Annotated in this window: 24 protein-coding genes; 12 read left to right on the top strand and 12 right to left on the bottom strand. The window is 52.9% G+C overall.

Annotated elements, in window-relative coordinates; translation table 11 throughout:
* Window positions 1-64: 64 nt before the first annotated feature.
* The 3 genes from A3L10_RS08975 to A3L10_RS08965 form a co-directional block, all read right to left on the bottom strand.
* Entirely contained in the window at window positions 65-2023 is a 1959-nt protein-coding gene (locus A3L10_RS08975) for an alpha-amylase/4-alpha-glucanotransferase domain-containing protein (protein ID WP_088867291.1), read from the bottom strand.
* Between the two features lie 91 nt (window positions 2024-2114).
* Window positions 2115-2768, bottom strand: a complete 654-nt coding sequence (locus A3L10_RS08970; protein ID WP_088867290.1) for a diacylglycerol/polyprenol kinase family protein — start codon at window positions 2766-2768, stop codon at window positions 2115-2117.
* Complete coding sequence (locus A3L10_RS08965; RefSeq protein WP_088867289.1) at window positions 2740-3438, bottom strand: HAD family hydrolase; 699 nt, start codon at window positions 3436-3438, stop codon at window positions 2740-2742. Before A3L10_RS08965 ends, A3L10_RS08970 begins: the two co-directional genes overlap by 29 nt.
* Window positions 3439-3511: 73 nt before the next feature.
* Here A3L10_RS08965 and A3L10_RS08960 point away from each other — a divergent pair, with 73 nt between their 5' ends.
* Genes A3L10_RS08960 through mfnA form a run of 3 tightly spaced genes read left to right on the top strand, consistent with a single transcriptional unit; the run spans window position 3512 to window position 6126 of the window.
* Window positions 3512-3763, top strand: a complete 252-nt coding sequence (locus A3L10_RS08960; protein ID WP_088181385.1) for a TIGR00304 family membrane protein — start codon at window positions 3512-3514, stop codon at window positions 3761-3763.
* Window position 3764: 1 nt separating this feature from the next.
* Complete coding sequence (locus A3L10_RS08955; RefSeq protein ID WP_088867288.1) at window positions 3765-4940, top strand: cation:proton antiporter; 1176 nt, start codon at window positions 3765-3767, stop codon at window positions 4938-4940.
* 37 nt (window positions 4941-4977) lie between these two features.
* A complete protein-coding gene (gene mfnA / locus A3L10_RS08950; protein ID WP_088867287.1) occupies window positions 4978-6126 on the top strand; it encodes a tyrosine decarboxylase MfnA in 1149 nt (382 codons plus the stop codon).
* On the opposite strand, the gene A3L10_RS08945 is transcribed toward mfnA, so the two are convergent.
* From A3L10_RS08945 to A3L10_RS08910, 8 genes are all read right to left on the bottom strand, one after another.
* The gene (locus tag A3L10_RS08945; RefSeq protein ID WP_088867286.1) at window positions 6116-6976 is read right to left on the bottom strand and encodes a cation diffusion facilitator family transporter; all 861 of its coding nucleotides are present in this window, start codon (window positions 6974-6976) and stop codon (window positions 6116-6118) included. The genes mfnA and A3L10_RS08945 overlap by 11 nt on opposite strands.
* 333 nt (window positions 6977-7309) lie before the next feature.
* Window positions 7310-9658: an exo-beta-D-glucosaminidase gene (gene glmA, locus A3L10_RS08940; RefSeq protein WP_088867285.1), complete on the bottom strand. Its 2349-nt coding sequence runs from the start codon at window positions 9656-9658 to the stop codon at window positions 7310-7312.
* A gap of 5 nt (window positions 9659-9663) precedes the next feature.
* Complete coding sequence (gene glmD / locus A3L10_RS08935; RefSeq protein ID WP_088867284.1) at window positions 9664-10644, bottom strand: glucosamine-6-phosphate deaminase; 981 nt, start codon at window positions 10642-10644, stop codon at window positions 9664-9666.
* A complete protein-coding gene (locus A3L10_RS08930; protein ID WP_088867283.1) occupies window positions 10645-11607 on the bottom strand; it encodes an ABC transporter ATP-binding protein in 963 nt (320 codons plus the stop codon).
* The gene (locus A3L10_RS08925; RefSeq protein WP_088867282.1) at window positions 11604-12569 is read right to left on the bottom strand and encodes an ABC transporter ATP-binding protein; all 966 of its coding nucleotides are present in this window, start codon (window positions 12567-12569) and stop codon (window positions 11604-11606) included. The genes A3L10_RS08930 and A3L10_RS08925 overlap by 4 nt, the downstream gene beginning before the upstream one ends.
* Window position 12570: 1 nt before the next feature.
* Window positions 12571-13509: an ABC transporter permease gene (locus A3L10_RS08920; RefSeq protein WP_088867281.1), complete on the bottom strand. Its 939-nt coding sequence runs from the start codon at window positions 13507-13509 to the stop codon at window positions 12571-12573.
* A 2-nt stretch (window positions 13510-13511) separates the two neighbouring features.
* Window positions 13512-14504, bottom strand: coding sequence for an ABC transporter permease (locus A3L10_RS08915; protein ID WP_088867280.1), 993 nt, complete (start codon window positions 14502-14504; stop codon window positions 13512-13514).
* A 45-nt stretch (window positions 14505-14549) separates the two neighbouring features.
* Window positions 14550-16361 (bottom strand): ABC transporter substrate-binding protein, encoded by a 1812-nt coding sequence (locus tag A3L10_RS08910; protein ID WP_088867279.1) that lies wholly within the window; start codon window positions 16359-16361, stop codon window positions 14550-14552.
* Between the two features lie 207 nt (window positions 16362-16568).
* Here A3L10_RS08910 and bgaS point away from each other — a divergent pair, with 207 nt between their 5' ends.
* The 3 genes from bgaS to A3L10_RS08895 are packed head-to-tail and all read left to right on the top strand — an operon-like array spanning window position 16569 to window position 18684.
* Window positions 16569-18041 (top strand): beta-galactosidase BgaS, encoded by a 1473-nt coding sequence (gene bgaS, locus A3L10_RS08905; protein WP_088867278.1) that lies wholly within the window; start codon window positions 16569-16571, stop codon window positions 18039-18041.
* Window positions 18022-18231: a hypothetical protein gene (locus A3L10_RS08900; protein ID WP_088181373.1), complete on the top strand. Its 210-nt coding sequence runs from the start codon at window positions 18022-18024 to the stop codon at window positions 18229-18231. The genes bgaS and A3L10_RS08900 overlap by 20 nt, the downstream gene beginning before the upstream one ends.
* A 3-nt stretch (window positions 18232-18234) precedes the next feature.
* The gene (locus A3L10_RS08895) at window positions 18235-18684 is read left to right on the top strand and encodes a type II toxin-antitoxin system VapC family toxin (protein WP_088867277.1); all 450 of its coding nucleotides are present in this window, start codon (window positions 18235-18237) and stop codon (window positions 18682-18684) included.
* On the opposite strand, the gene A3L10_RS08890 is transcribed toward A3L10_RS08895, so the two are convergent.
* On the bottom strand, window positions 18681-19481 hold the full coding sequence (locus A3L10_RS08890; RefSeq protein ID WP_088867276.1) for a PIG-L deacetylase family protein: 801 nt from the start codon (window positions 19479-19481) through the stop codon (window positions 18681-18683). The two genes, A3L10_RS08895 and A3L10_RS08890, sit on opposite strands and share 4 nt — an antisense overlap.
* A 126-nt stretch (window positions 19482-19607) precedes the next feature.
* On the opposite strand from A3L10_RS08890, the gene A3L10_RS08885 reads away from it, so the two are divergent.
* From A3L10_RS08885 to A3L10_RS08860, 6 genes are read left to right on the top strand one after another with little or no spacing between them, the layout of a single operon-like run.
* A complete protein-coding gene (locus A3L10_RS08885; protein ID WP_088867275.1) occupies window positions 19608-20846 on the top strand; it encodes a flippase in 1239 nt (412 codons plus the stop codon).
* Between the two features lie 15 nt (window positions 20847-20861).
* The gene (locus A3L10_RS08880; RefSeq protein ID WP_088867274.1) at window positions 20862-22145 is read left to right on the top strand and encodes a UDP-glucose dehydrogenase family protein; all 1284 of its coding nucleotides are present in this window, start codon (window positions 20862-20864) and stop codon (window positions 22143-22145) included.
* Complete coding sequence (locus A3L10_RS08875) at window positions 22142-22990, top strand: UTP--glucose-1-phosphate uridylyltransferase (protein ID WP_088867273.1); 849 nt, start codon at window positions 22142-22144, stop codon at window positions 22988-22990. The genes A3L10_RS08880 and A3L10_RS08875 overlap by 4 nt, the downstream gene beginning before the upstream one ends.
* Complete coding sequence (locus A3L10_RS08870) at window positions 22983-23993, top strand: UDP-glucuronic acid decarboxylase family protein (RefSeq protein ID WP_232460971.1); 1011 nt, start codon at window positions 22983-22985, stop codon at window positions 23991-23993. The genes A3L10_RS08875 and A3L10_RS08870 overlap by 8 nt, the downstream gene beginning before the upstream one ends.
* A complete protein-coding gene (locus A3L10_RS08865; RefSeq protein WP_088867271.1) occupies window positions 23963-24937 on the top strand; it encodes an NAD-dependent epimerase/dehydratase family protein in 975 nt (324 codons plus the stop codon). Before A3L10_RS08870 ends, A3L10_RS08865 begins: the two co-directional genes overlap by 31 nt.
* Complete coding sequence (locus A3L10_RS08860) at window positions 24934-26238, top strand: FAD-dependent oxidoreductase (protein ID WP_088867270.1); 1305 nt, start codon at window positions 24934-24936, stop codon at window positions 26236-26238. The genes A3L10_RS08865 and A3L10_RS08860 overlap by 4 nt, the downstream gene beginning before the upstream one ends.

The raw sequence follows: 26238 nt of genomic DNA, 5'->3' as shown, positions 1-26238 counted from the left end.
ACCCAAGTTCGTAAAAAGGGTTTAAAACAATTTTGGAAGTCAAGAAAATTTGAAAGTTGGAAAGTCAGAGCTCCAGGAAGAAGAGCCTGAACCTCAGCTCCCCCTCCACCGGGAACAGCACCGTGTAGCTGACGCCCTGCTGGACGAAGTCCCAGCCGGCCTCGCTCTGACTGAGGGTCTTTATCGGGTACTTCCAGACCTTTGCCTTTCTGTCAAGCTCTATCCCTACCCTTCCGATGCCGTAGGGGTCGTTCACCTCAAAGCTTTCCGCCTCGAACTCCCCTGGCTCTTCCATGACACTGTGGACGGCCAAGTTAAGCTCAACGCCGAACAGTGCCTTGACATCACTCTTTACCGTATAGTCCACCGCGAAGCCATCCTCACCCAGCCTGAAGGACTTCTCAACCCGGGCAGGCCCCCCTGAAACGCTACCATTGCGCCAGAGGGTGATGCCCCCATCAAATGTGCCGTAGTCATAGGCCCCCTTCACGAAGTCGCCCATCTCGAGGTACCTCGCAAGGCGATACCCATCGAGAGTAGTCTCGGGATGTAGGAAGTGGTCTTGGAGGATTGCCCTCAAGTGGTCATCGTAGGCCATTTCACGCTTTATCTCGTCGGGGATTCTCTTGCCCAGCTCGTGTATGCTTGCAACGCCCTCGTCACCGCCTTCCTCTGGAGTGGCCGCCTCGGGAACCTCGTGGTAGTGCTCCCAGCGCCTCGCGAGAACGTCGTTGTAGTTGAGGGCTCTCTTCTTTGAGCTGAGCTCGAAGAGCGCTCCACCGTAGGCGGGCTTGAAAACGGCGTAGAAGCTTTCGTTCTCCAGAAAGACCTCGTCCCGTCCGTCGAAGTCTATGTCCCTAACGAAGGTTCCAATCTTCACGTGGCTGTTCGCCTTTATGAGGTTCTCCCAGACGGCCCTCCTGAGGTGGGGGAGGTAGACGCCGCCGAAGACGCCGTGCCAGTAGGCGTCGTTGCACTGGGCCCTGAAGAGAAAGCGCCTGGCCTCTGGATTTTCCCTCACCAGCTTGCTCACCATGAGCATGCGCTTGTGCATGTAGTTGCTCTCCGGGTACTTGAGGAAAAAGTTCTTCCAGATGCCGCCCCTGACGAAGACGCGGTACCTCTCAAACTGGCCCTGCTCCTTGAGTTTTTCGACGAACTCGACGAAGAGCTTTGCCTGCGCTGCCGGCAGAGACCACTCGCTCATCTCGAAGTAGGAAGCTATCGGAAGGTAGACTATGCCCCGTGGCTTGAACCTTGAGAGGTACTCGGAGTAAAGGGTGAGGTCTATCCCCTCATCGCTTGAAATCCGGTCGAAGAACTCCCTGAGCCAGCCCTTCTCATAGACCCACTCGTAGGTGCCCGGCCAGACGCCGAACTTCTCGCCGTCGTCGTGGAAAACGGCAACCTTGCTCTCATCGCCGTCCTCCAGGGAGTGAAGGTACTCTATCGTTTTCTCAACGGGACGGAAGGGAATGAGGTAGCGCAGCTTCTCGTCTATCGGGAAGACCGCTATAACCTCCCCCCCGTCCTCCGTGTAGTACGGCCAGAAGAGCTCTTCCTTGCTCAGCCCGGCACTCATGAAGTGGTAATCGTCAACGATCACGTACTCTATGCCCGCCTGGCGGAGGCTCTTTACGAGCTCCGGCTGCCACACGCGCTCGGTTAGCCAGACGCCCTTTGAATCGTAGCCGAGCTTCTTGGCGAAGTCCTTGAGGAGCTTAATCTGCTCTATCCTGTCTTCCTTCGGAATCGCCGCCAGAACAGGTTCATAAAAGCCGGCGACGACTATCTCAAGCTGTCCCTTCCTCACGAGGGAGCGGAGAAGGTCAATGTACTCCGGTCGGTTTTCATCCAACCACTCAAGGAGGGGACCGCTTATGTGAACCGCGACCTTCATGTTCGGGTATTCTTCAAGTATCTCCATGAACGGCCGGTAGGAGCGCTCGTAGGCGCTCTCCAAGACCCAGCCGAAGTTACCGAGAGGCTGATGGTTATGGATCCCAAATATGAAGTTCACCATGGCAACCACCCCTGTTATCACTAGCAGTGATATGGAAAGAAAAGCATATAAACCTTTTTCTTGATATCACTCGAAGTGACTACTTAAAAAGTTAAACGGGAATAAAGCCCGCAAGGTACAGTGCTACCGCTATCGCCAGCTGATTGGAGAAGTTATCGTCCAGCTGGTTGGTGGGATTTGATCCTGGGGGCAAACCGTAGAGCTCAACCAGTGCCCCTGTTAACGAGCCTATAACCGCCAGAAGGGGACCGACCAGGGGGTACAAGATGAGCACGCCGGAGATGAAGTAGGCAAGACTCCCCTCGAGGCTCTTTCCGTTGCTGAATCGGTGCCTGCCCAGGGATTTCCCGATTATAGCTGCCAGGGCATCCCCCACCGTGGCGACAGTGATGGCGCCGATGGCTATCTCGGCTGGGAAAAAGTAGACCACTATGAAGGCCGCCGCGGCAAAGTATATGTGCGCCGCCACGCGATAGCGCTCGTGGCTCCTGGTTATCTCGTCGATCTGCTTCTCGAGAACCTCCATGCGCTCCATGACGTCGTTGTCCACGTATATCTTGAGCCTCCTCTTTATGTTGTCCCTCAGCTCCTCGATTATCCTGAAGGGTTCGAGCACAACGAAGATGAAGAACGCCAGGCCAATGAACGTGAGCGTGAGGTCCCGCCCGAAGAGCAGGTAAGAGACCGGAACCAGCAGGCCTGTGAGGTGGAGGGACTTACGCTTCAGCTCGCTTTTCATGCTCATTCCTTATCACCTCCAGCGCCTCTATAAGGTTCCTTACCACGTAGTCCGCGTGCTTGGGGCGCCTCCCCTTGAAGTATCCCCTGCCAACGAGTATCGTGGTCGCGCCTATCTCCTTCCCGCCCCTCATGTCGGTATCGTCCCGGTCGCCCACCATATAAACCTCGTCCTCGTGCGGAAAGAGCCGCCTGGCCAGGCGGAAGTTGTGGGGGTCGAGCTTGCTGTGGCCGGTCTCGCCGCTTATTATGAGGGCGTCGAAGTAGTCCTTTATGCCAAGGTATTCGAGCTTCTTTCTCTGCCACCGGGTCGAGGAGTCTGTCACGAGGACCACCTTGGCACCCATGCGTTTCAGCGCCTCAAGGAAAGGCACCGCGTCCGGGAAGAGCCGAAGGTTAGAGAAGAACACCCTGTCTATGAGCTCCTGCATCTCCTCAAGCTCCTTGGGAGAGATTTTGGCGTAGACCTTCTCCAGGAGGTTCTCCACGATTTTATCCAGGTCCATCATGTGGAACTCACGCGACTGCTCCAGCTCGCGGTAGCGGGCGGTGAGTATGTAGAAGAAAGCCTTAAACTTCCTCCGTTTCAGCAGAAAGGGTATGAGACGGAGTATCGTATACTTCCCGGCCTCCCACGTGTTGCACAGGGTATCGTCGAGGTCAACGAGCACGAGCATATTAGAGAATCCCTCCCCGGGATTTAAATCCTTTGGGTTAAGTTTTAAAAGATGACGGGAAAGTCTCCAACGTATGGACAAGGGAAGCCTGCTCATAATGACGGGCATGGGAATGATAATGCTCGGATTCTTGCTAGTCTTTATTGGAACCGCCATCTCGGCCCTCGGCGGCGAAGGTGAGGTGGAGAGCGGCGGGGTTATAATGATAGGACCGATACCGATAGTCTTCGGAACGAGCAGGGGTGCCGCAGGAATAGCCATGATACTGGCGATAATTCTCATGGCGCTCTGGGTGATAGGGGCTCTACTCGCGAGGAGGGGATGACGTGGACTTCCTGCTGGCCCTGGCAATTCTCCTGGTGGTTGCGAAGAGCATCGAGTGGCTCTTCGAAAAGGTCGAGATACACCCGATAATAGCCCACGTGCTGACGGGAATACTCCTCGGTCCCTTCGTCCTGGGCCTCATAGAGCCAACCGAAGAGCTGGGCGTTCTGGCAAGGTTCGGCCTGATAATGATGATGCTCTACATGGGACTCACCAGCAACTTCTCGGCGATAGCTCAGAATACCAAGAAGGCCATCGTCGTGGCCAGCCTGGGAGTTGCCGCCTCGTTCATCCTGGGGTTCCTAACAGTCGAGTACTTCGGCAAGGGAACAACGGCAGCCATCTTCGTGGGAATAACCCTTGGAAATACCGCGATAGAGGTCACGAGCGGGATCCTCGTTAAGGAGCGCGTTAAGAGGGAGGTCTCATCGATCCTCATGGGCGCGGCATTCGCCGACGACATAATGGCCGTCTACCTGATAGGCATCATAACCGCGATGGCCGGTGGAAGCCTGGATGCCCTCTCCTTCGGAATCCTGACCGTCAAGATATTCGCCTTCATAGCTGCCACACTTCTCATCTCGGAGTACGTCTTCAAGAGGGCGAAGTGGTTCTACTCGATCGTCCGGAACCTGAACGTCTTCTTCACCTTCACGCTCATCCTCACCTTCGCCCTCGCCATCATAGCTGAGAAGGTCGGCCTGAACCAGATAATCGGCGCTTACCTGGCGGGACTCACGATAAGCAGACTCCGCGAGAGGAAGGACCCGCTCGTGGTCACGAGGATAAAACTGAACGAGCTGATCGAAGACCTCCAGGTGGTCCTCACCGAGTTCTTCATACCGCTGTTCTTTATCTACGTAGGCCTGATGTTCAACCCGCCGCTGGCGAGCATAAGCCTGGCCCTCATAGCGGCCCTCTACATAGCCGCCGTCCTCGGAAAGCTCCTCGGCTGCGGTCTGGGGAGCAGGCTCTTCGACCTCGGCTGGAAGGACTCAATCCTCGTGGGAATCGGAATGGGCGGAAGGGGAAGCCTGGAGCTGGCCATACTCACCTTCGGCCTCACGACGGGCCTGATAGACCAGGTCCTCTTCGCCAGCGTCATAGTGGTCTCGATGCTGACTGCACTGACGACGCCGCTGTTCTTTAAGACCTACATCAAAAGGGCAAAAGCTTAAATTCATACCGGACGACTAGTGCCAGGCTGGTGAGAGGATGTTCCCGAGGAGAGGCGCGAGCGAGGAAGAGGTTCTGGTGGAGCTTGAGGAAAAAACGGCCCCCGATCTTACCTTTGATTCGGGGAGGATACTCGGTTCGATGTGCACATACCCCCATCCCTTCGCCCTCGAAGTCGTCCGGCGCTACATTGACAGAAACCTAGGCGACCCTGGGTTGCACGTCGGAAGCCAGAAGGTCGAGGAAGAGGCCATCGGAATGCTTTCAAACCTGCTCGGCCTGGAGAGGGGCTACGGGCACATAGTTTCTGGCGGAACCGAGGCCAATATCCTGGCCGTGAGGGCCTTCCGGAACATGGCGGGCGTCGAGAAACCTGAGCTCATTCTGCCCGAGAGCGCCCACTTCTCGTTCCTGAAGGCGAGCGAGATGCTCGGCGTTAAGCTCGTCTGGGCGGAGCTGAATCCGGATTATTCCGTCAACGTTAGGAACGTCGAGGATAGGATTACCGACAACACGATTGGGATAGTTGGAATAGCCGGCACAACGGGCCTCGGCGTTGTGGACGACATCCCGGCCCTAAGCGACCTGGCTCTGGACTACGGCCTTCCCCTTCACGTGGATGCCGCCTTCGGAGGCTTCGTGATACCCTTCGCAAAAGCTTTAGGCTACGAGATTCCGGACTTCGACTTCAGGCTGAAGGGCGTGAAGAGCGTAACCATCGACCCCCACAAGATGGGGATGGTTCCGATCCCCGCGGGAGGAATAATCTTCAGGGAGAAGAAGTTTCTAGAGGCGATAAGCGTTCCGGCGCCGTATCTGGCCGGTGGAAAGGTGTGGCAGGCCACGATAACAGGGACCCGACCGGGTGCAAGCGCTTTAGCCGTGTGGGCGATGATAAAACACCTCGGCTTCGAGGGCTACACTGAGGTCGTCAGGAACGCGATGGAGCTGAGCAGATGGTTCGCCTCCGAATTGAAGCGGATTCCCGGCGTTTACCTCATCCGCGAACCGGTTCTCAACATAGTGTCCTTCGGAACCGAGAATCTTGAGGAAGTCGAGGAGGAACTGAAGAGGCGCGGCTGGGGCATAAGCGCCCACAGGGGCTACATCAGAATCGTCATGATGCCCCACGTGAAGAGGGAGCACCTGGAGGCTTTTCTGAGGGATTTGAGGGAAGTTATTCGGTGACCCCCTTTATGTCCACGTGAACGAAGGCGACCTCCACCTCGGGGATTTCCTCTATCCGCTTCTTAACCTCCTCACTGATGTCGTGGGCCTCTTTCAGCGTGAGTTCTGGGGGAACTTCTATGTGGAGCTCGACGTGAAGTCTGCTGCCAACGTAGTGGGCGCGGAGGTCGTGGACGCCGAGAACGTTGGGAACGCCCAACGCACGATTCTTTATCTCCTCGCATATCTCAAAAGGCGGTGCCTGGCCAGTCAGATAGCCGACGTTCTCGAGGATTATATCCAGGGAAACCTTCAGTAGGAATAGTGCAACCACGAGGCCCGCAAGAGAATCGCCGTACTGAAAGCCGAGTCTCTGGGTACCGAGGCCGATAAGAACCGCAACGCTGCTCAGGGCGTCGCTCCTGTGATGGTATGCATCCGCAACAAGTATCTGGCTGTTGAGCCTTTTTCCAACGTGAACGGAGTAGCGGAACATGAACTCCTTCGCTAGGATTGAAATCACCGTAACCGCAAGCATTGTTGAAGTTACCTCTATCCTCCCCCCATGGATGATTCTGTAGACCGCATCGCGGCCTATCTCGTAGGCCACTATCACCAGCGCCTCCCCGATTAGAAAGGCCACCAGGGGTTCAAACCGTGAGTGGCCGAAGGGGTGGCTTTTATCGGGTGGCTTCGAGGAGATTTTTATTCCCGCGTAGCCGATGACGCTCGTGACAACGTCGCTCAGCGAGTGAACGCCGTCGGATATGAGGGCTATGCTCGAATACAGAAAACCCACGGTTAGCTTGAGGACAGCGAGAAGGACGTTGCCAACGATGCTGACCCATATAGGTCTGTATATCTCCTCCACGGTACCACCACAATTTTGTGCATATGCACACAATATTTAAACCTTTCCACACCGGCGTTGGGACCAAACCTTATTAGGTTTTCCAATTTTGTTAGGCTAATCGAAAAAAGCAGAACGGAACGTCGCGGTCAGTCCGTCACTCCATCATCACGAGCCTCAGACAAGGCTGAAATCATCATCCCGAAAAAGGTTGGAGATGGGCCTTAAAAGGGTTTGCTCAGAGATCACCTTTCCTTCCTCATCCATCGGTTCGCCCATCACTCATCATCGCGTTCCCAAGTTCTCGCAGGGGCTTAAAACGGTTGCCCAAAAATAGTGAAGAAGGCAGCGGAGTCAGAACTCCAGCTCAAAGTTCCCAGGCCTGTGCTCGACCACTATGGTAAGAACACCATCCGAGAGGGACTCGTCCACGATTTTACCGCCGACGACCCTGACGTCCTCAACGTTTCTCAGCGCCACCTCACTTAAGCCGGAGAGATGGTTGCGGAGGCGAAGCACGTCGCCGTTCCTGCCGAGAACGGTCGCCGTGGAGTAAACGACCTCAACGTCGCCGTATCTGACCCCGAAGGGCAGGAAGAGAACGCCACGCTTTTTCATCTCTATTCCATCCATGAGCTTTGGAACCTCGATTCCTCTGTACCTGACCTTCCCAAATACCCTGTGGCCGCGCGGATTGGCGAGAACTAGATAGTTCCCCCGGGGAATCGCTATCATGTCGCTATCTGTGACCTCAAAATCTCTTGTAACACCCTGAAGGGCCAGCAGTTTATCAACGAACTTTCTGTGGAGGTCGTGGTGGCTGCTGAAGTACTGGAGCCTGAAGCCGAGCACTATCGCGCTTCCCCTTCCCTTCCGAACGAGCGCCCCGACGGGCTTGCCGTTGGCGAAGGCTACCGGCGTTCCACCCCTGACTTCCCTAGCAACATTCCTGGTTACCATCCTGTCAATCCCGTCCGAGGAGACGCTGACGAAGGGGATGAGCCTGAAGTTGTCCCTCGCCTCTGCAAACTCAACCTCAACGCCGAGATAGTCTGCTAGGGCGGAGTACGGCTTCATGTTCTCGTCAAGATAGGGGAGCATCGGGAGGACCACAAGATTTCCGCCTCGCTCAACGAACTCTACCAGCTTGTTCTGAACGTCCTTAGCCATGAAATCGAGGCTGTAGACCCATAGCTGGTCGTACGCTAACATCTCCTCGACGGTCGCCTCCTCAAGGTCAAGGACGTCGAAAGGCACGTTGCTCATCGCCAGGAGCGTCAAAAGCCCACGCTCGCCGAAGAGGTACTCGTTGAGGTTGACGCTCTCCTTGAGGTTGCCTCTAAGCCCCCACACCGCGAGGGGCTCGTAGGGTTCGTAGCCCCCGAAGGCGACCCTCGGCTTGAGCCGGCTTTCCACGAAACCGGGGTTACCCCTCAGGAACTCGCCGAGCCATTTAATCGGCTCGACGTGCGGTCTCTCAGTTCCATCAAGGCCTATCGGCGAGTAAACGTCCCAGCTTATTCCGTTGTGCGACTCGTAGCCTTCGGGATTCTCTCCGCCGGCGTAGAGGTAGTAGTTGATGTTGTGGATTCCGAGGGCCGGAAGAAGGGCGTAGAGCAGCTCGGCCTCGTCCGGCTCTATTGTGTGGGCCAGCGAGACCTGGGTCTCTATACTCAGCGGCGGCGTTCCGAGTTTTTTCTGGTAGAAGCGGTAGATTCCGGTCTTGTAATAGATGTGCCCGAGCCTGTCCTCTTTGAAGTCGAAGGAGCGGTAGAAGGAGTACCAGAACTCCGTCCAGAGGTGAATATCGAGGTTCCTCTCTCTCACGTGGCGGTAGAAGTGTTTCCACGCCACCAGGAGGAGGTAGGGGTCGAGTATGCTTATCGGGACATCAACGTAGCGCCTCAGGTGGTCGTAGAGGGTCTCGACGTAGCGGTTGGTCATCCATATCTTGAAGCGGTGCCAGTCGAGGAGCTTTGTGAGGGGCTCCGATGGGTCGGTCGGGGGTTTAACCTCACCGTAGTCCGAGATTTCTTCCCCGTACCGCTCCGCGAGCGTCTCAAGGGAGTAGTTCTCTCTGAGCCATCCCTCCCAGAAGCCGCCGGGTTTAACGACGACATCGTTGTAATCGGTGAGGAACGGCTGGAATATCGTTTCCCAGTATGAGGGCTCGTCATCGATCGAGACGCTTATTATAGGCCCGCCGTTGGTGTGGAGGTAGTCCTGAATTACCGGCAGGACCGCATCATACCACTCCGAGACGGCCTCCAAATAAGTCGGATGCAGGTACGTGATGGGTGGATAATAGATGTCCCGCGGCAGGTCCCCGTCCGGCCCCCTGGCGAGTATCTCGGGGTGCTCGTTGATGAGCCAGTTGGGGATTCCGCCGTTCCTCCACTCGCCGCAGATGTACGGGCCGGGCCTGACGATGGCGTACATCTCCATCTCTTGAACCAGCTCAAGGAAGCCCACCAGGTCTCTCTCCGGGCTCGTCTCCCCGGTGAAGTCGAGATTACCCTTCGCGGGCTCGTGCCAGTTCCAGGCGACGTAGGTATCGACGGTGTTGAGGCCGTGCCTCTTCATTTTTTCCAGCCTGTCGCGCCAATGTCTCCTCGGAACGCGGAAGAACTGGAGCGTTCCGCCGTAGATCACCACCCTCTCGCCATCGATAAGGTAAACCCTGCCGTCGTGCCCAACCTTCATAACCATCACCACTTCACCACCTTGCTCAGAAACCTCGGCCTGTCCGGATTGAGTCCGCGCCCAACGGCCTTGTAGTAGGCGAGGAGCTGGATAACAGGCAGGTAGAGAACCACGTTGGTCGGTGGACTCAGCTCCGGAACCTCGATAAAGTAATCTGCCCCAGTGTCGCGCCTTCCAACGGTGAGAACCCTTGCTTTTTGCCCCTGGAATTCCTCCGTGAGTTTTTCGTGCCAGTCGAGGGGCTCGTCCACGAGCAGAACTACGAGGGTTCCTTCGTCTGCTATGGACTTGAAGCCGTGCCTGACCTCAAAGGTCTGATAGGCCTCGCTCCAGAAGAGGGCCATCTCCTTCATCTTCAGCATGGCCTCAAGTGCCACGGGATAGAGTATCCCCGAGCCGAGGAAGATGACGTTTCTGAAGTCGAAGTCGCTAACGATTTCCCTGATGTAGTCCTCGCTCCGCAGGACTTCCTTCGTTAGCGATGAGACGAGTTCCGCGTCGTAGGTTTCCCACCCGTACGAATGGAGGAGAAGCTGCAGGAATGCGAAGTAGAAGGCCGTGAAGGAGTGGGTCATGACGACGCTCTCCTCGTGGGCCGGGACGATTAGGGCGTGGTCGGCTTCTCTCGACAGGGTGCTCTCGTAGGCGGTGAGGGCGAACCTGGGAACGTCGAGCGTGTTAAGGGCCTTAACCGCCTCGGTTGTCTCGCCAGAGCGCGATATGGCGACGAGAAGTTCAGGGTTTCCTATCGGATACCATTCACGCGAATAAAGAAGTTCGGAGCAGGGGGCGCTGAGCCCCCTGCCCCCGAGGCGGGTGGTTGCCATGGCCAGCGGCTGCGACAGGAAGTGCGAGCTGCCGCAACCAGTGTAAACTATCTCCCTCGGTAACCGAAAGTCGTGAGATGTTACGAAGTCCTCGAAGGCCCTCTGGGCGGTGAGTATCCCTTCTGGGGTTTTCCGTATCTCCCTCAGCGTCGCGTGCATTCAACCACCCCCGTAGAGATGACAGGCGACCCAGTGGTTCTTCTCGACCTCGCGGAGCTCGGGGCGGACCTTGAAACAGACGTCCTTAACCTTCGGACACCTCGGCGCGTAGCGGCAGCCGGCTATCTCGTAGATGCCGCGCTCCTCCTTCTCGGGCTCGATCCCCCTGAACTCCCACTTGACGTTCAAATCAGGGACGCTCTCCAGGAGCATCTGCGTATACGGATGAAGCGGGTTGTGGAACACCTTCTCCGTGTCCCCCATCTCGACGATGGTTCCGCGGTACATGATTATCGTCGAGTCGCTGATGTAATAGCCGAGCGCCAGGTCATGCGTGACGAAGAGAACCGAGGTGTCGTACCTGTCCCTGAAGTCGCCGAGGAGGTTGAGGATGTCAATCCTCGTTGAGGCGTCAAGCATTGAAACCGCCTCGTCGGCTATTAGGAGTTTCGGCTTCACGAGGAGGGCCCTGGCTATGAGTATGCGCTGCAGTTGCCCACCACTGAGCTGGTGCGGGTACTTGCCGCGTACCTCGCTCGGATTCAGGCCGACCTGGGTCAGCGCGTCGTTTATCATCTCGTCACGCTCGTCCCGACCAACGTCCGGGAAGAACGATCGAAAGACCAGGTCAAAGGCCCTGTCGATCTCGTGGAGGGGATTGAAGCTCGCAAAGGGGTCCTGGAACACCGCCTGGACGTCCTTGTAGTACTCCCTCCTCAGCTGCTTCTTGCTCAGCTCGGTTATATCCCGGCCCTCGAAGAGTATCCTTCCGGAGGTGGGCTTTATCAGCCTGAGGATGAGCTTTCCGACCGTGGTCTTTCCGCTCCCGCTCTCGCCGACCAGGGAAACTATCTCCCCGGGTTTAATCTCGAAGCTGACGTCGTCAACGGCTCGAATTTCAAAGCCGCCGACGAGACCGGAGCGGAATATCTTAGTCAGCCTCTCGACCTTGAGGAGACTCATTGGCCCTCACCCCCGGCGACGTGACAGGCAACGTAGTGGTCCCTGCCAACGCTCAGGAGCGGCGGTTCCTCGCTGGGGCACTTCTCGAGGGCGTAGGGACAGCGGGTGTGGAAGCGGCAGCCCTTCGGTGGGTTGAGCAGGCTTATCGGGTAGCCGGGAATGCCACTCAGCTTCTGCCGCTTGTACTGCACGCCCATCCTCGGCAGGGAGTTGAGGAGAAGCCGGGTGTATGGATGAACCGGGTTGTTGATTATCTCCTCTGTGGGGCCTATTTCGACGACCTTACCCGCGTACATCACCATTATCCTGTCGGCTATCTTGTCGAGTATCGCCAGGTCGTGGGTGACGAAGATTATCGACTTGACTATGCCCTCCTCCATGAAGTGATGGAGGAGTTCAATGACGACGCGCTGGGTCGTGACGTCCAAGGCAGAGGTTATCTCGTCAGCTATGAGCAAATCCGGGTTGAGGAGCGTTGAGACGACCATGGTGGCGCGCTGGCGCATTCCACCGCTCAGCTCGACGGGGTACATGTTCGCCACATTGGGACTGAGCTTCACCATCGTCAGCCTCTCGCGGAGGAGCGTCTCGACCTCTTCTCTGTCCGTGTGGCCGTGTTCCCTCGCCAGATCCCAGACTATGTCCCTGATTTTCTTGGTCGGGTTGAGGGCGTTCATCGCGTACTGGGGGATTATTGAGAGTTCGCTGTATCGTATCCTCCTCGCCTCCTCCTCGCTCAGCCTCATCAGGTCCCTGCCCTTGAAGAGCGCCTTTCCACCCATGTGAACCATCGGCGGCTTCCTGAGGATGAGGGAGTGCACGAGGGTTGATTTCCCGCAGCCACTCTCGCCGGCTATGCCGAAGACCTCCCCCTCCTTGACATCAAAGCTGACGCCGTCAACGGCCTTTACGTGACCGACGGGGGTTACGTAGTAAATTTTAAGGTTCTCAACGGTGAGCATGTCATTCCCTCCTCAGCCTCGGATTGAACACCTCTTCCATGCCCAGGTTGATGAAAAACAACGCCGTGATGATGAGGGTGATTATCAGCCCGGGCGGGATGAACCACCACCACCAGCCGAACTGGAGGGCATTGTGGGCTATCGCCTTCTGGAGTATCGTTCCCAGCGATACCGCCGTCGTTGGGCCGAGGCCTATGAAGTCGAGCGTCGCCGAGGCGAGTATCGCGCCGCTGAACTGCAGGATTCCGACCATGAAGATGTAGGAAATCATGTTGGGCATTATCTCCTCGAAGATTATCCTGAGGTCGCTTAGGCCGACTATCCTCGCCAGGTTCACGAACTCGCGGTTCTTCAGCGAGAGGGTCTGGGAGCGAACGGCTCTTGCAACCCAGGGCCAGCCGGTTAGACCTATGATAACCGCCTGAACCTCGGGGCTTCTGGCTTCGAGATAGGCCGCGACCAGTATTAGGAGCACTATCGACGGGATGACCAGCATTATGTTGACGAACATCATGAGCAGCTCGTCGGTCAGTCCGCCCTTGTAGCCCGCGATGAAGCCTATTGTGATTCCGAGTGCGGTTCCAATCACAGCCGCCAGCACCGCCACCCAGAGGCTGGTCCTCAGACCGTAGACGAGGAGAGCATAGAGGTCCTTTCCGAGCTTGTCCGTTCCAAGGATGTGGAGAACCTCCACCTGCCTGCCGGTGTAGGTCGTGAGCACCTCCCGCGTCATCGGCGGAAGGGTCTTGGTGGAGTACGTCGCCACAGTGATGTTTGTTCCGGGTATGGTCTCGTAGTAGAGGCCATCGCTTGAGAACACCGTGAACAGGGGGCCGATTATGGCGAATACCACGAAGAACAGGAGTACCCCGAAGCCGAAGCGGAACTTGTTGTTCCTCATTGCGAGTTTGAACTTGTAGAGCTTGCTCTCCCTGGCCATCTTCAACCCTCCGTGTAGCTCGTCCTGACGCGCGGGTCGATGAAGGCGTAGACTATGTCTATGACAAAGTTCGCCGCGAGAACCGAGACCACGACCATGAGGAAGGCCCCCTGAAGCAGGAAGTAGTCCTGGCTCAGCGCCGCGTTCATTAGGAGTATGCCTATTCCCGGGTAGTTGAAGACTATCTCCGTCGCTATCGCCCCGGCAACCATCAGGCCGAGCTGAAGCGCCAGGCCGGTAACCTGGGGCAGGATGGCGTTCCTGTAGGCATGCCGAGTCATCAGCTTCTCGCTCGCGCCGAGCGCCTCAAGGTAGCGGACGTAGTCTGCCTCAAGCTCGTAGATTATCATGTTGCGCATTCCTATGGCCCAGCTGCCGATCATGACTATGAACAGGCTCAGGAAGGGGAGTATCCAGTGGGAGATGAAGCTCTTTATGAACTCCCACGAGAAGCTAGGGAGCAGGGAGGGGTCGTAGGCGCCCTGGTAGGGGAGCCAGCCGGCCTTGACCCCGATGAAGTAGACGAGGAGCATGGCGAACCAGAAGTATGGCATGCTCGCAAGGAAGTAGAAGATGGGCATCATGTAGCGGTCGTACCTCTTATTCTTACCCGCTATCGCGCCCAGCCAGTTTCCGACCAGCCAGCTGAGCGCTATGGCCGGGAGGAGGATGGCGATATCATAGGGAAGGGCATGCCTGATTAAATCCCACACGGGGGCCTTGTAGAGGAGGCTGTAACCCAAATCCCCGTGGAAGAGCCTGACCCAGAAGTTCACGAACTGCCTCCAGAGGGGCTCGTTGAGCCCGTAAAGCTCCTCGTAGAATTTAATCAGTATCTCCTTCTCGCCGGGGGCGAGGTTGAGGTTGGATTCTATCATAGCCTCTATAGGGTTGCCCGGCATGAGCCTGGGCAGGAGCCAGTTAAGCGTGACCGCGAACAGGAAAGTTATCGCGTAAACGAAGGTTTTCCTGGCGAGATACTTCCTGAACCCCATTGCTTTCCCTCCCGATTATAAATCGTCAAAAGGAAGAAAAAGGTATCAGCGCCTCCTCCTCAGAAGGAGAGGCACCGCCGCCAGTAGAATCAAGGCGGCCGGACCGCAGGTGCTACCTCCGCCACCGGTTGTAGTCGTGGTTCCGCTCGGGCTGCTAGTGGTTGTGGTCGGCGCCTGGGCGGGCTGAACTCCGAGCATCGCCAGCGCGGTACCCCAGGTTCCAAAGCCGGGCCAGAAGATCGGAACGCCGTAGGGGTTCTTCTCGTTGGGCCAGTTCTTCCAGTACTGGGTGTTAGCCTCGTAGAAGACGGTTCCGGTGTAAACTGGAACCGCAGGGACGTCCTGGAGCCATATCTGCGTGAGCTCCTTGAGGTACTTTATCTGCTCGTCCTGATTGGGCGTCGCTGCGAGCTTCTGGAGCAGCTCGTTGACCCTCTCGTTGTGATAGTTGCCGAAGTTGGCGCCGCCCTTGTCGGTTTCGTTCTTGTAGTACATGAGGTTGTAGTAGACGCTGTAGGGGTCGGGCTTGAAGGTTCCGGCCCAGTGGAGCGCGAGGTCGAAGTCGCCGCTGTTGAGCTTCTGCATGAAGAAGTTGGTCCAGTCACCCTTGTCGATGACCACCTTTATTCCGAGGGGCTTGAGCTGGTTGGCGATTATCTCGCCCGCCTGTATCCAGTCGGAACAGCCAGAGCAGGTGACGAAGTGCAGCTCAACGGGCTTTCCGTTGTACTCCCTGATGCCGTCACCGTCGGTGTCCTTGATGCCAAGCTGGTCGAGTATCTTCATGGCATCCTGGAGGTCGCCGTACTTCCAGCCGTACTCGTTGATGATGTCCTTGGCGCCGATCTTGTCCTTCCAGCCCTGCATGATGGGTCCGAGCGGGGTCTGGTCCGGAACCGCGCTTATCGGTCCCTGCTGGACGATCTGCTCCGGGTTGATGGCCATCGCTATGGCCTTCCTGAAGGCGGGCATGTTCATGGGCTCGCGCTGGGTGTTGAAGTAGAGAACCACCGGAACGACCGGCGGGAAGTAGGGCTCCTTGTCGAGCCAGCTGACGATGTTGGGGTTCTGCTTCTTGAGCTCGGCTATGTCGAGGTAGTAGGTGGCAACGTCGAGGTCTCCCTTGAGGAACATGTTTGCTGCCTGATCGTTGCTCGAAACGTAGAGCTGGATGATGTACTTGGCGGCGGGCTTGTTGAAGTACTTCGCCCCCCACCAGTCCTCGTTCCTCTCGAGGATTGACTTCTGCTGCTCCACGACCTCCTTAAGCTTGTAGGCACCAGAACCGACGAGGTATTTCTTGTCGTCGCCCGTGAAGGTCATGGTCTTGACCTTCTCGGGGTCGAGGTTCTCGAAGATGTGCTTCGGTATTATGAGAACGGAGTAGAGGTTCTGGTCCCAGACCCACACGTTGGGCTGGCCTGAGAAGACAAAGCGGACGGTCCTGTCGTCAACGACCTTGATTTCGCTCAGGCCCTCGAACTTCTTCAGGCCAAGCTTTTCGTAGTACTCGAAGGAGAACTTCACGTCCTCGGCGGTTAAGGGCTTCCCATCCTGCCACCTCGTTCCCTCGCGGAGCTTCACCTCATAGGTGGTGCTGTCTATCCACTTCCCGTACTCGGCGAGCCAAGGCTTGAGTTCAGTAGTCATGAAGTTCAGCATGAAGAGAGGCTCGAAGACGAGACCGTCTATGCCGATAATGTTGCCGCCCTGGAAGGGATTGGCGCTGGCCGGGGGAGCGCTGTTGGCCGTGTATATCGTTTCATTTCGGGGAAAGTCCTCAGCGCGTACGGAGGCAAAGCTCCAGAGGCTTACCAGCAGAAGAGCCACCAGAGCTACGGCAAGATGCCTTTTCATAGTTTCCCACCTCATTATAAACAATGTCAATTTTATAACACTAGCCAAATCTATATAAGCTTTTTGGTGAACAGGATGGGTACACAGTGTACATAAAAGTCCAGGAGAACAGGAGCGACGGGCACGACCGGTGCATCACAACGTCACGGTGGCGATGGTAGGAAAATTATAAAAACACCAAAATCTATAAATGCCTAGGTGGAACCGATGAAGGAATTTTACTGGGGCGTCGTTCAGTCGGCCTTTCAGTTTGAGATGGGTGACCCCCTTAGACGGGGAATAGACGCGAGGAGCGACTGGTGGCAGTGGGTCCGCGATCCCTTCAACATCAAGAACGACCTCGTCAGCGGTGATTTGCCCGAGGACGGCATAAACAATTATGAGCTGTACGAAATCGACCACAGGCTCGCCAAGGACCTGGGTTTGAACGCCTACCAGCTCACGATAGAGTGGAGCAGAATCTTCCCGTGTCCGACCTTCGGCGTCGAAGCCGAGGTTGAGAGGGACTCCTACGGCCTGATAAAGCGCGTTAAAATCAAGAAGGAAACCCTGGAGGAGCTCGATGGGCTGGCCAACCATTCCGAGGTCGCCCACTACCGGGCAGTGCTGAAGAACCTCAAGAAGCTCGGTTTCTCGACCTTCGTGACGCTCAACCACCAGACCCTCCCCGTGTGGCTCCATAACCCCATCGAGGTGAGGAGGAACCTCGAAGGGGCAAGGGCAAGGGGCTGGGTTGACGAGAGAAGCATAGTCGAGTTCGTTAAGTTCTCGGCGTACATCGCCTGGAAGTTCTCAGATTTGGTGGATTTCTGGGCCACCTTCGACGAACCGATGGTTACCGTTGAGCTCGGCTACCTCGCCCCCTACGTCGGCTGGCCGCCCGGGATACTGAACCCCAACGCGGCGAAGAAGGTCATAATTCACCAGATGGTCGCCCATGCGAGAGCCTACGATGCGATAAAGGAGTTCTCAAAGGCGCCGGTAGGGATAATCCTCAACATAATTCCCGCCTATCCTCTGAACCCGAGGGACGAGCGGGACGTTAAAGCCGCGGAAAACTATGACTACTTCCACAACCGGCTCTTCCTCAACGCCCTCAACGACGGCAGGGTTGACCTCGAGCTGAGCTGGGAGGAGGTTAAAATAGACCACCTGGCCAGGAACGACTGGATAGGGAACAACTACTACACCAGGGAGGTTGTTAGGTGGGTCGAGCCGAAGTTCAAGGAGCTGCCGATAGTCAGCTTCGTGGGTGCCGAGGGATACGGCTATTCCGGAAATCCGATGGGGGTCTCGCCCGACAACAACCCGACCAGCGACTTCGGCTGGGAAGTCTATCCGAAAGGTATATACGACTCCACGATGATAGGGGCGGAGTACGGGAAGCCGGTCTACATAACCGAGAACGGCATAGCAGACTCCAAGGACATACTGAGACCCCGCTACATCGTCAGCCACGTGAGGGAACTGTTCAGGGCGATTGAGAACGGCGCTGACGTCAGAGGCTACTTCCACTGGGCGCTGACGGACAACTACGAGTGGGCGATGGGGTTCAAGATACGCTTCGGCCTCTACGAAGTCGACCTGATAACCAAGGAGAGAATCCCGCGTAGAAAGAGCGTGGAGACATATAGGAGAATCGTCACGGAGGGGTTGGGAGATGAAAACGATAGCAGTTGATGAGAGCACCTGGAAGAAGATAAAGCTCCTCAAAGACAAGCTTGACGCTCGCTCCTACGATGAAGTGCTCCAGAAGCTCATAGAGACCTGGCACCTCGTCGAACTCGACAAGAAGGTTGACAACGTCATAATGGACGACGAAGAGGCCGAGATGCTCATCAACCTGCTCGAAAAGAAGAAGGGGAGTTGAATCATGCCGCTCCCATCTGAGATAACCTTCGACAGCCGGACGCTCCTCAGGATGCACACCGCGGGCAGAAAGAGACAGCTGGAGATAACGCTGGCCAAGTTCACCGTCTCGCTCTCGGCCATCACGCTCTACCGCTACCTTTCGGTTCGGGCGTACCTCAAGAAGAACGTCGAGAGGGAGCTGGAGGTACTGAGGGACATCTACACAATAGTTCCCCTGAACGATGAGATACTCGTCAAAGCGGCCCAGATAGAGGCCCAGCTCCTCCAGAAGGGGAAGATGCTCGACCTTGAGGACATCCTTACCGCGGCAACGGCAATCTGCACGGGCAGTTTGCTCGTCACGGACGATCCCAAGAGGTACGAATCCATCAGGCAGTTCGGCCTGGACACGATGCCCCTAGAAAAGTTCCTGAAGGAGCTTGAGATAATGGTGAAGATGGAGCTGGGTTAAATCAGCTCCGCGAAGGGCGTTATGTGCAGGAACATACCCGGCATGAAGCGCAGCCCCTCGGCGTACTTCACTCCTGCCTTTTTACCGTAGTAGAGGGCCACCGTCCTCAGGAAGGGCTCCCATTTCTCCCAGACGTCATCGGTGAACTGGCTTCTGTGGGCCCGTATCGCCCTCAGCTTGAGCTCCATGACGTCGGTTATGTCCATGAAGTAATTGGGCTTTGCAGTGTAGTAGAAGCCAAAGACCTCGACCTGGTGGGGTTTCAGGCCGGCCGCCACGTCGGTGCTCCCGAAGTTGGGAAGCTGGGAGAAGGCCACGGCGTCGAGGGCCAGGAAGCCCGTCCTCCTGTGGTCCGGATGGGCCTCGTAGGGGAGCCAGGGGTCGGGGGCGAGAACCGCGTCCGGTTTCTCGGCGCGGATTACCTTTACCAAGTCTTTTCTGATCTCCCTCGTGTAGGGAAGCTCGGTGTCCCGGTAGTCAAGCCAGATTATCCTTTTGACGCCGAGCATCCTCGCACTCTCTTCTTCCTCGCGCTTTCTCACGATGGCAAGCTCGTGGGAGCTCAGGTCATCATCGAGCGTCCCCATTGAGCCGTCGGTCATGCAGACGTAGACTACCTCTATCCCAGCATCCGTCAGCTTCTTTATCGTGCCCCCCAAGCCTATGGCGCAGTCGTCCGGGTGGGGCTCGATGCACAGAACCTTTTCGACTTCCTCAAATGGATTCGAGAGGTCGAATTCAAGCTCTTCGAGGAGCTTTTCAAAGGCCTCATCAAAGTTATCGATGTCCTCGAACATCGCCAACACCTCATCAACGTTGTACCCCAGTGCTTATAAATATGGCGGCATTTATAAGTTCGGCAGAAGATATAACTGCCGCCCAAAAAGGCTTTTTAACCCTGCACCGTTTCGGAAGTGAGGGCTATGCCGGAGACGCTAAAACTACGCCTGATAAAGAACGCGGGATGGCTGTTTGGGGCGGAGGTAATCTCAAAGATATTAGCGTACGGTATAATCGTCCTTTTGAGCAGGACGCTGGGGCCGGAGGGACTCGGCCAGTACTCCTTCATTTTCTACTACGTGGGACTCCTCGGGATATTCTCCGATCTGGGCGTCGGGTTCTATTTCATGAGGGAGGTCGCGAGGGACAAGGAGAAGCTTCCCGAGCTTCTTCCCGATGTCCTCGGATTCAAGATAGTTCTGGCAGTCATCAACTTCCTGATAATCGTCGGACTCACGATTTTCCTCCCAAAGCCGGAGTGGATGAAGGTTCTTATCGTTCTAGCCGGAGCGGAAGCCATGTTGACTTGGATCGCTGGGATTTTTGTCAATATAATGTATGCCCACGAGGTTACAAAGTACGATGCAATCGCCAAGACCATCGAGAGGTTTTGGGCATTCTTCGTCGGAGGGGTGGTCATATATACACTCAAGTCTCTCTCACCATTCGTGATTGCTCTTCTTGGAGGGTACGTTATGAGAGAGTCCCTTAGGATCATTTGGGGACTTCACTTTATTAATAAGATCTCACTTCGCTTTGATCCAGTAACATGGAGAAAACTTCTGAAAAAATCTTATCCTTTCTGGCTTATCGGACTATTTACACTGATTTATTATCGCACAGATATGGTGATGCTTAGCCTCCTGAAGGGAGACTATGAGACAGGAATTTACCGCGCGGCTTATACCCTAATTGAAGTCTCCCTTTTTATTCCAAGTATCGTTGTTTCAACGACTATGCCTTCAATGGCAAGACTATGGAAAGAAGACAGAGAAACCCTAAGAGTACTGTTTAAAAAGAGCTTCCAGATACTTTCACTTATGGGAATTGGTGGAACTACTGGATATTACGTCTTCTCAAAGATGGGGATCATCATAGTCTTTGGAAAAACATTTTTACCAAGTATCCCTATCTTAAGAATCCTAGCGTTTGCACTACCGTTTATGTTCCTTAATTCACTCCTAGGCAGTTATATGAATGCCATAGGCAGAGAACTAACATTCACAAAGATAACAGGGTTTACAGCAGTTCTTAACATTGCTCTTAATTATCTCTTAATAATTCAATATGGAGCAATTGGAGCAGCAATGGCAACAGTAGTTAGCCAAGGAGTAGCAAGTGTTTTAAACATCTATCTCAACTTAAACAACGTCAGGAGGTAACTAGGGGGGAACTTGATGAAGATATCCATTGTGGGTTCTGGCTATGTGGGCCTCGTCACGGGCATGGGATTCGTTAAGCTCGGAAACGAAGTTATTTTCGTGGACGTTGATGAGAGAAAAATTGAAATGATAAACAATGCAGAGCCACCGATCTACGAGGAAGGTTTGGGCAAGCTAATGAAGGATTTTAACGGGCGCTATCATGCAACTAACGATTATCGCGAGGCGATTCTCAACTCTGAAGTCACTTTCATCTGCGTTGGAACCCCCTCACGAGAAGACGGCTCGATTGATCTAACCTACGTCAAACAAGCCGCCGAAGAAATCGGGAAGGTTTTGAAGGAGAAGGACTCCTACCACGTTGTCGTTGTCAAGAGCACGGTTCTGCCAGGCACAACCGAGGAAGTCGTAAAGCCGATTCTGGAAGAGCACTCCGATAAAAAAGCCTTCAAAGACTTTGGTTTAGCAATGAATCCCGAATTCCTCCGCGAGGGCGTTGCATTGAGGGACTTCCTGAACCCTGATAGAATCGTCATCGGCGTTCAGGACGAGAGGACGAGAGAGATTCTCGAGGAACTCTATCAGCCGATAGACGCGCCGAAACTCTTCACCGACATTAAAACCGCGGAGATGATTAAGTACGCTTCAAACGCCTTTCTGGCGACAAAAATCAGTTTTGCCAACGAGATTGGAAACATCTGTAAGAAGCTCGGTATTGACTCGTGGAAAGTCTTCGAAGGCGTCGGTCTCGACCATCGGATTAGTCCGCACTTCTTTAGAACTGGAATCGGCTGGGGCGGCTCCTGCTTCCCAAAGGACGTTAAAGCACTCATCAATAAAGCTGAAGAAATCAGTGAAGAGCCGGTAATACTGAAGGCCGTCGTGGAGGTGAACGAAAGGCAACCGCTTAAACTCATCGAACTCCTCAAGAAGCACGTTCCAGAGCTTAAGGGGAAAGCCGTTGGAGTCCTGGGACTGGCCTTCAAGCCGGACACGGATGACGTGAGGGAAACGAGAGCCTATGCCATCATCAAGAAGCTCCTCAACGAGGGAGCTAAAGTTATAGCTTACGACCCTCAGGCGATGAAGAACTTTAAGCAATCCTACCCTGATGTTGGAGAAAAAATTGTGTACTCTGAGTCCGCCGAGGACGTCCTCAGAGCCACAGATTTTGTTCTCATCGTTACAGAGTGGGGGGAGTTTGAGGAGTTGGATTATTCGGGGAAGATTGTAATCGACGGGAGGCGTGTGAGAGCCGCAGAGAAGAACGCGAAAATTTACGAGGGGGTGTGCTGGTGAGGGTCAGAAAAGCCGTCATTCCCGCGGCTGGACTGGGAACGAGGATGCTACCCCTAACAAAGGCCCAGCCAAAAGAAATGCTACCAGTAGTAAGAAAACCCACGATTCAGTACATTGTTGAAGAAGCTTATGCGGCAGGAATTAGAGAAATCTTGATTATCACTGGAAAGCACAAGAGGGCTATTGAAGACCACTTTGATAAGTATGATCATAATGTAAACAACACATACCTTGAAAAACTGAATGAAATTCTTGAAGATGTTAGCATTTATTACATCAGGCAGAGATATCAAAAAGGTCTGGGTGATGCAGTCAAATACGCACAGGCTTTCGTCAATGATGAACCCTTTGCTCTCATTTTAGGGGATACCATCACAATCCCATCGTGTACAGCAGAACTCATAGAGATGTATGAAAATGTCAACGCCCCGTTAATAGCTGTGGAAGAAGTACCCTGGGAAAAGGTGTCACTTTATGGAATTGTGAGCAAGGCTGAGCCGGGAGAGATATTCAAAATAGAGTCCCTTGTGGAAAAGCCGGATGTAAAAAGTGCCCCTTCGAATCTTGCCATATTAGGGAGGTATATTTTAACTTCCGAAATTTTTGAGTATCTTGAGAAAGTCAAGCCCGATAAGAAAGGAGAGATCCAGCTGACAGATGCCCTTGAGCTTATGGTAAAGGATGGAATTGACATCTATGGGTATATCTTTGGAGGAAATAGATATGATATCGGAAATATCTTCGACTGGCTGAGAGCAAATATTGAACTTGCCTTGAAAGATGAAGAAGTTGGTGAGAGACTCAGAGAGTTATTGCTGTCGCTGGTGGGTGGTAGGGATGATTAAAGAGGACGTGAAAGAGATAACCCGGGAAACCAAGGATGCAGAGTTCGGGGGAAAGACTGTGCTTGTTACTGGAAGTGCTGGGTTCCTAGGTTCCTGGCTCTGTGAGGCCCTTATAGAGAAGGGAGCAACGGTTTACTGCGTAGATAACTTTGCAAGTGGTCTGTGGGAGAACATATCTCACTTGGAGGGCAATGAGAACTTCATGTTTATAGAGCACGACGTCTCCAAGCTTTTGACTATAAATGAGAAGATTGACTTTATCTTTCACTTTGCTTCGAGGGCTTCTCCGTTTGAGTTCGAGCACTATCCGCTCGAGATTATAGACTCAAACACGCTCGGCACGAGAAACATGCTTGAACTCGCTAGGAGATATAACGCAAGGTTTGTTTTTGCCTCAACGAGCGAGATTTATGGTCAGCCAAAGGTCGTACCTACCCCAGAGCGCTACTGGGGGTACGTTAATCCAATAGGCATTAGAAGTTGCTACGACGAATCCAAGAGACTTGGTGAGGCAGTAACAATGGCTTACTACAGGCAATACGGAGTTGATACTAAAATAGTCCGGATATTCAACACGTACGGCCCCAGGATGAGAGCCGATGGAATTTACGGTAGGGTCGTTCCGAGATTCATAACCCAGGCCCTCGCAGGCAAGCCAATAACGGTCTTCGGTGAGGGTGATCAGACGAGGAGCTTCTGCTACGTTACTGACTTGATAACTGGGGTGATCAAGCTTGCAATCGCGGAGAATGCTAAGGGCGAAGTCGTTAACATGGGAAATCCCCGCGAGATCACGATCCTTGAACTGGCTCACATCATAAAGAGATTAACAAACTCTGATTCGCCTATAGAGTTCCACCCACTACCTCCGGACGATCCTCAGAGAAGGTGTCCGGATATAACCAAGGCCAAGAAGTTGCTCGGCTGGGAACCGAAGGTTAAGCTCGAGGATGGATTGAAGAGAACCATAGAATGGTTCAGAGCAAGGAGGCACCGAGAATGAAAGTATTAATAACAGGAGGACTAGGCTTCATAGGCAGATATTTAGCATTTCACCTTCTAGAGTCAGGGTATGAAGTACAAATAATAGACAATATACATCGATGGAACTTTAATGAGATTGAGAGATACTACAATAATGATGACAGTGCAAGATTTTTAAAAGAAGCAACCAGTATAGGGGATATAACTAATGAGAACTTAATGAGCCAATTAATAAAAAATACTGATCTCGTCATTCACTTGGCTGCAATCTCAAGAGTTAACGAAGCGAATAACAATCCAGAGCTAACATTTGATTATAATGTCAAAGGAACCTCGATAGTTGCAATCCTATGTAATAAGTTCCACAAACCGATGATTTTTGCTTCATCAAGAGAAGTGTATGGGAATGCACTTCGACTACCAGTATCAACGTCTCATCCCCTTAACCCTGCCAATATATATGGTGCTTCTAAAGTATGGGGTGAATTTATAATCAAACAGCTGGGCATGAAAAATAATCTGAAATATATTATTTTTAGGATAGCTAATGTATATGGACCAGGAGATAAAGATAGAGTAATCCCAATATTTATCCAAAATGCCCTCTCTAATGAGCCATTGATTATAAAAGGAAAATCCAAAATTCTTGATTTTGTGTATATTAACGACATAGTATCTGCATTTGACCAAGCTATTAAAAGATTCGACAATATAAATGGATACACTTTAAACCTCGGTTCTGGCAATGGCACAAGTTTGATTAGGCTTGCGCAATTAATAGTGAGATTAACAAACTCAAACAGTAATATTGTAATTCAAGAAAACTCGCCTACAAATGAAGTTGAAAGATTCTATGCAGATATAACAGAGACTAAAAAAGCATTGGGATGGAATCCAAAAGTATCTCTTATTAAAGGCTTAAGGACCACTATCCAATATTACCACAGGGGGGTGCAAAAATGAATGCATGCATTATTGGAGCGGGAATTAGTGGGCTTACTGCTGCTTGGACGTTACTAGAGCAAGTACCACAGGAATTCAGGGATATACATATCATCGAAAAGAAAAACCATGTTGGAGGACTTGTCAATACTAGATACATAGGTAACAAGTTTTATGACTTTGGCCCGCATATATTTCATTCACATGATGAGTTAATACTATCCCTAATGAAACAAGAACTTAAAGAGAGAGGCTTTTACGACATTAAAACAATTGCAAAATCATACTGGAACAAAAAGTTCTATGATTATCCATTGTCAGTTGATAGTATCCTTAATTTGCCCAAAGAATTGCAAAGGAAGGTATTAATAGAACTGTACAAACTATGTCCTAACAATAAACATGAAGCTACAAATTTTAGTGAATTTGTGCGCGGATTGGTAGGGGATACATTATATAAAATATTCTTTGAAAAATATACAAAAAAATTATGGGGAATTTCTCCCACCCAAATACCTTCGGAGTGGGCCCCTAAAAGGATATCCTTCAGAGTCAATGACAAAACGTTCTTTGGGGTTAATGAATGGGAAGTTTATCATAAAAATGGGATTAAAGAGATCACGAATTTTCTTTTTGAAAAAATACAAAGACACAAAAATAAAGTAAGACTACTTTTTAATTCGGAAGTGCTAAGCATAACCAATACTGGAGGGGCATATAAACTAAGAGTACTCAATAAAAACACAAACGAAATCGTGAGGCTTGATTGTGATATCTTAATATCCTCGATGCCGCTGGATGAATTGTTATTAAAATTAGGAGCTAAACCTAAACCCCTGATATTTAGATCTTCAATTGTAGTATTTTTAGAGTTAAATAGAGAATTTCCAATATTGCCGGCTAATTGGATATATCTCAACGAGGAAAACTATCCCTTTACGAGAATATTTGAACAACCATCCCTATTAAATAAATACCATGGGAACACTTGGATCACAATAGAGTATCACATCAATAAAGATTCCAAGATGTGGAAGATGGCCAATCCAGAAATAGTCAATAGGACCACTCAGTTTTTGGAATCATTAGGACTAGTATCCCAAGAGGATATAATAAACTGGGATGTGTGGAAAGAGGCATATACCTATCCAGTATTAACCTTTGAAACATTAGAAAATTTAAAGTATAACACTAAACTAATTAACAACTTCAAAAACGTGATAACTGTCGGAAGACTTGGAAAATTTAGATACATGAATATGGACGAGACTATCTCTGACACAATAAGGACAATTAAAAACAAAATTATTAGGGGGGCATAA

Origin of the sequence: Thermococcus radiotolerans, from assembly GCF_002214565.1 — an archaeon.
GTDB lineage: Archaea > Methanobacteriota_B > Thermococci > Thermococcales > Thermococcaceae > Thermococcus > Thermococcus radiotolerans.
Note: the sequence above shows the minus strand (reverse complement) of the source record. Positions and strands in the feature narration are given on the sequence as shown.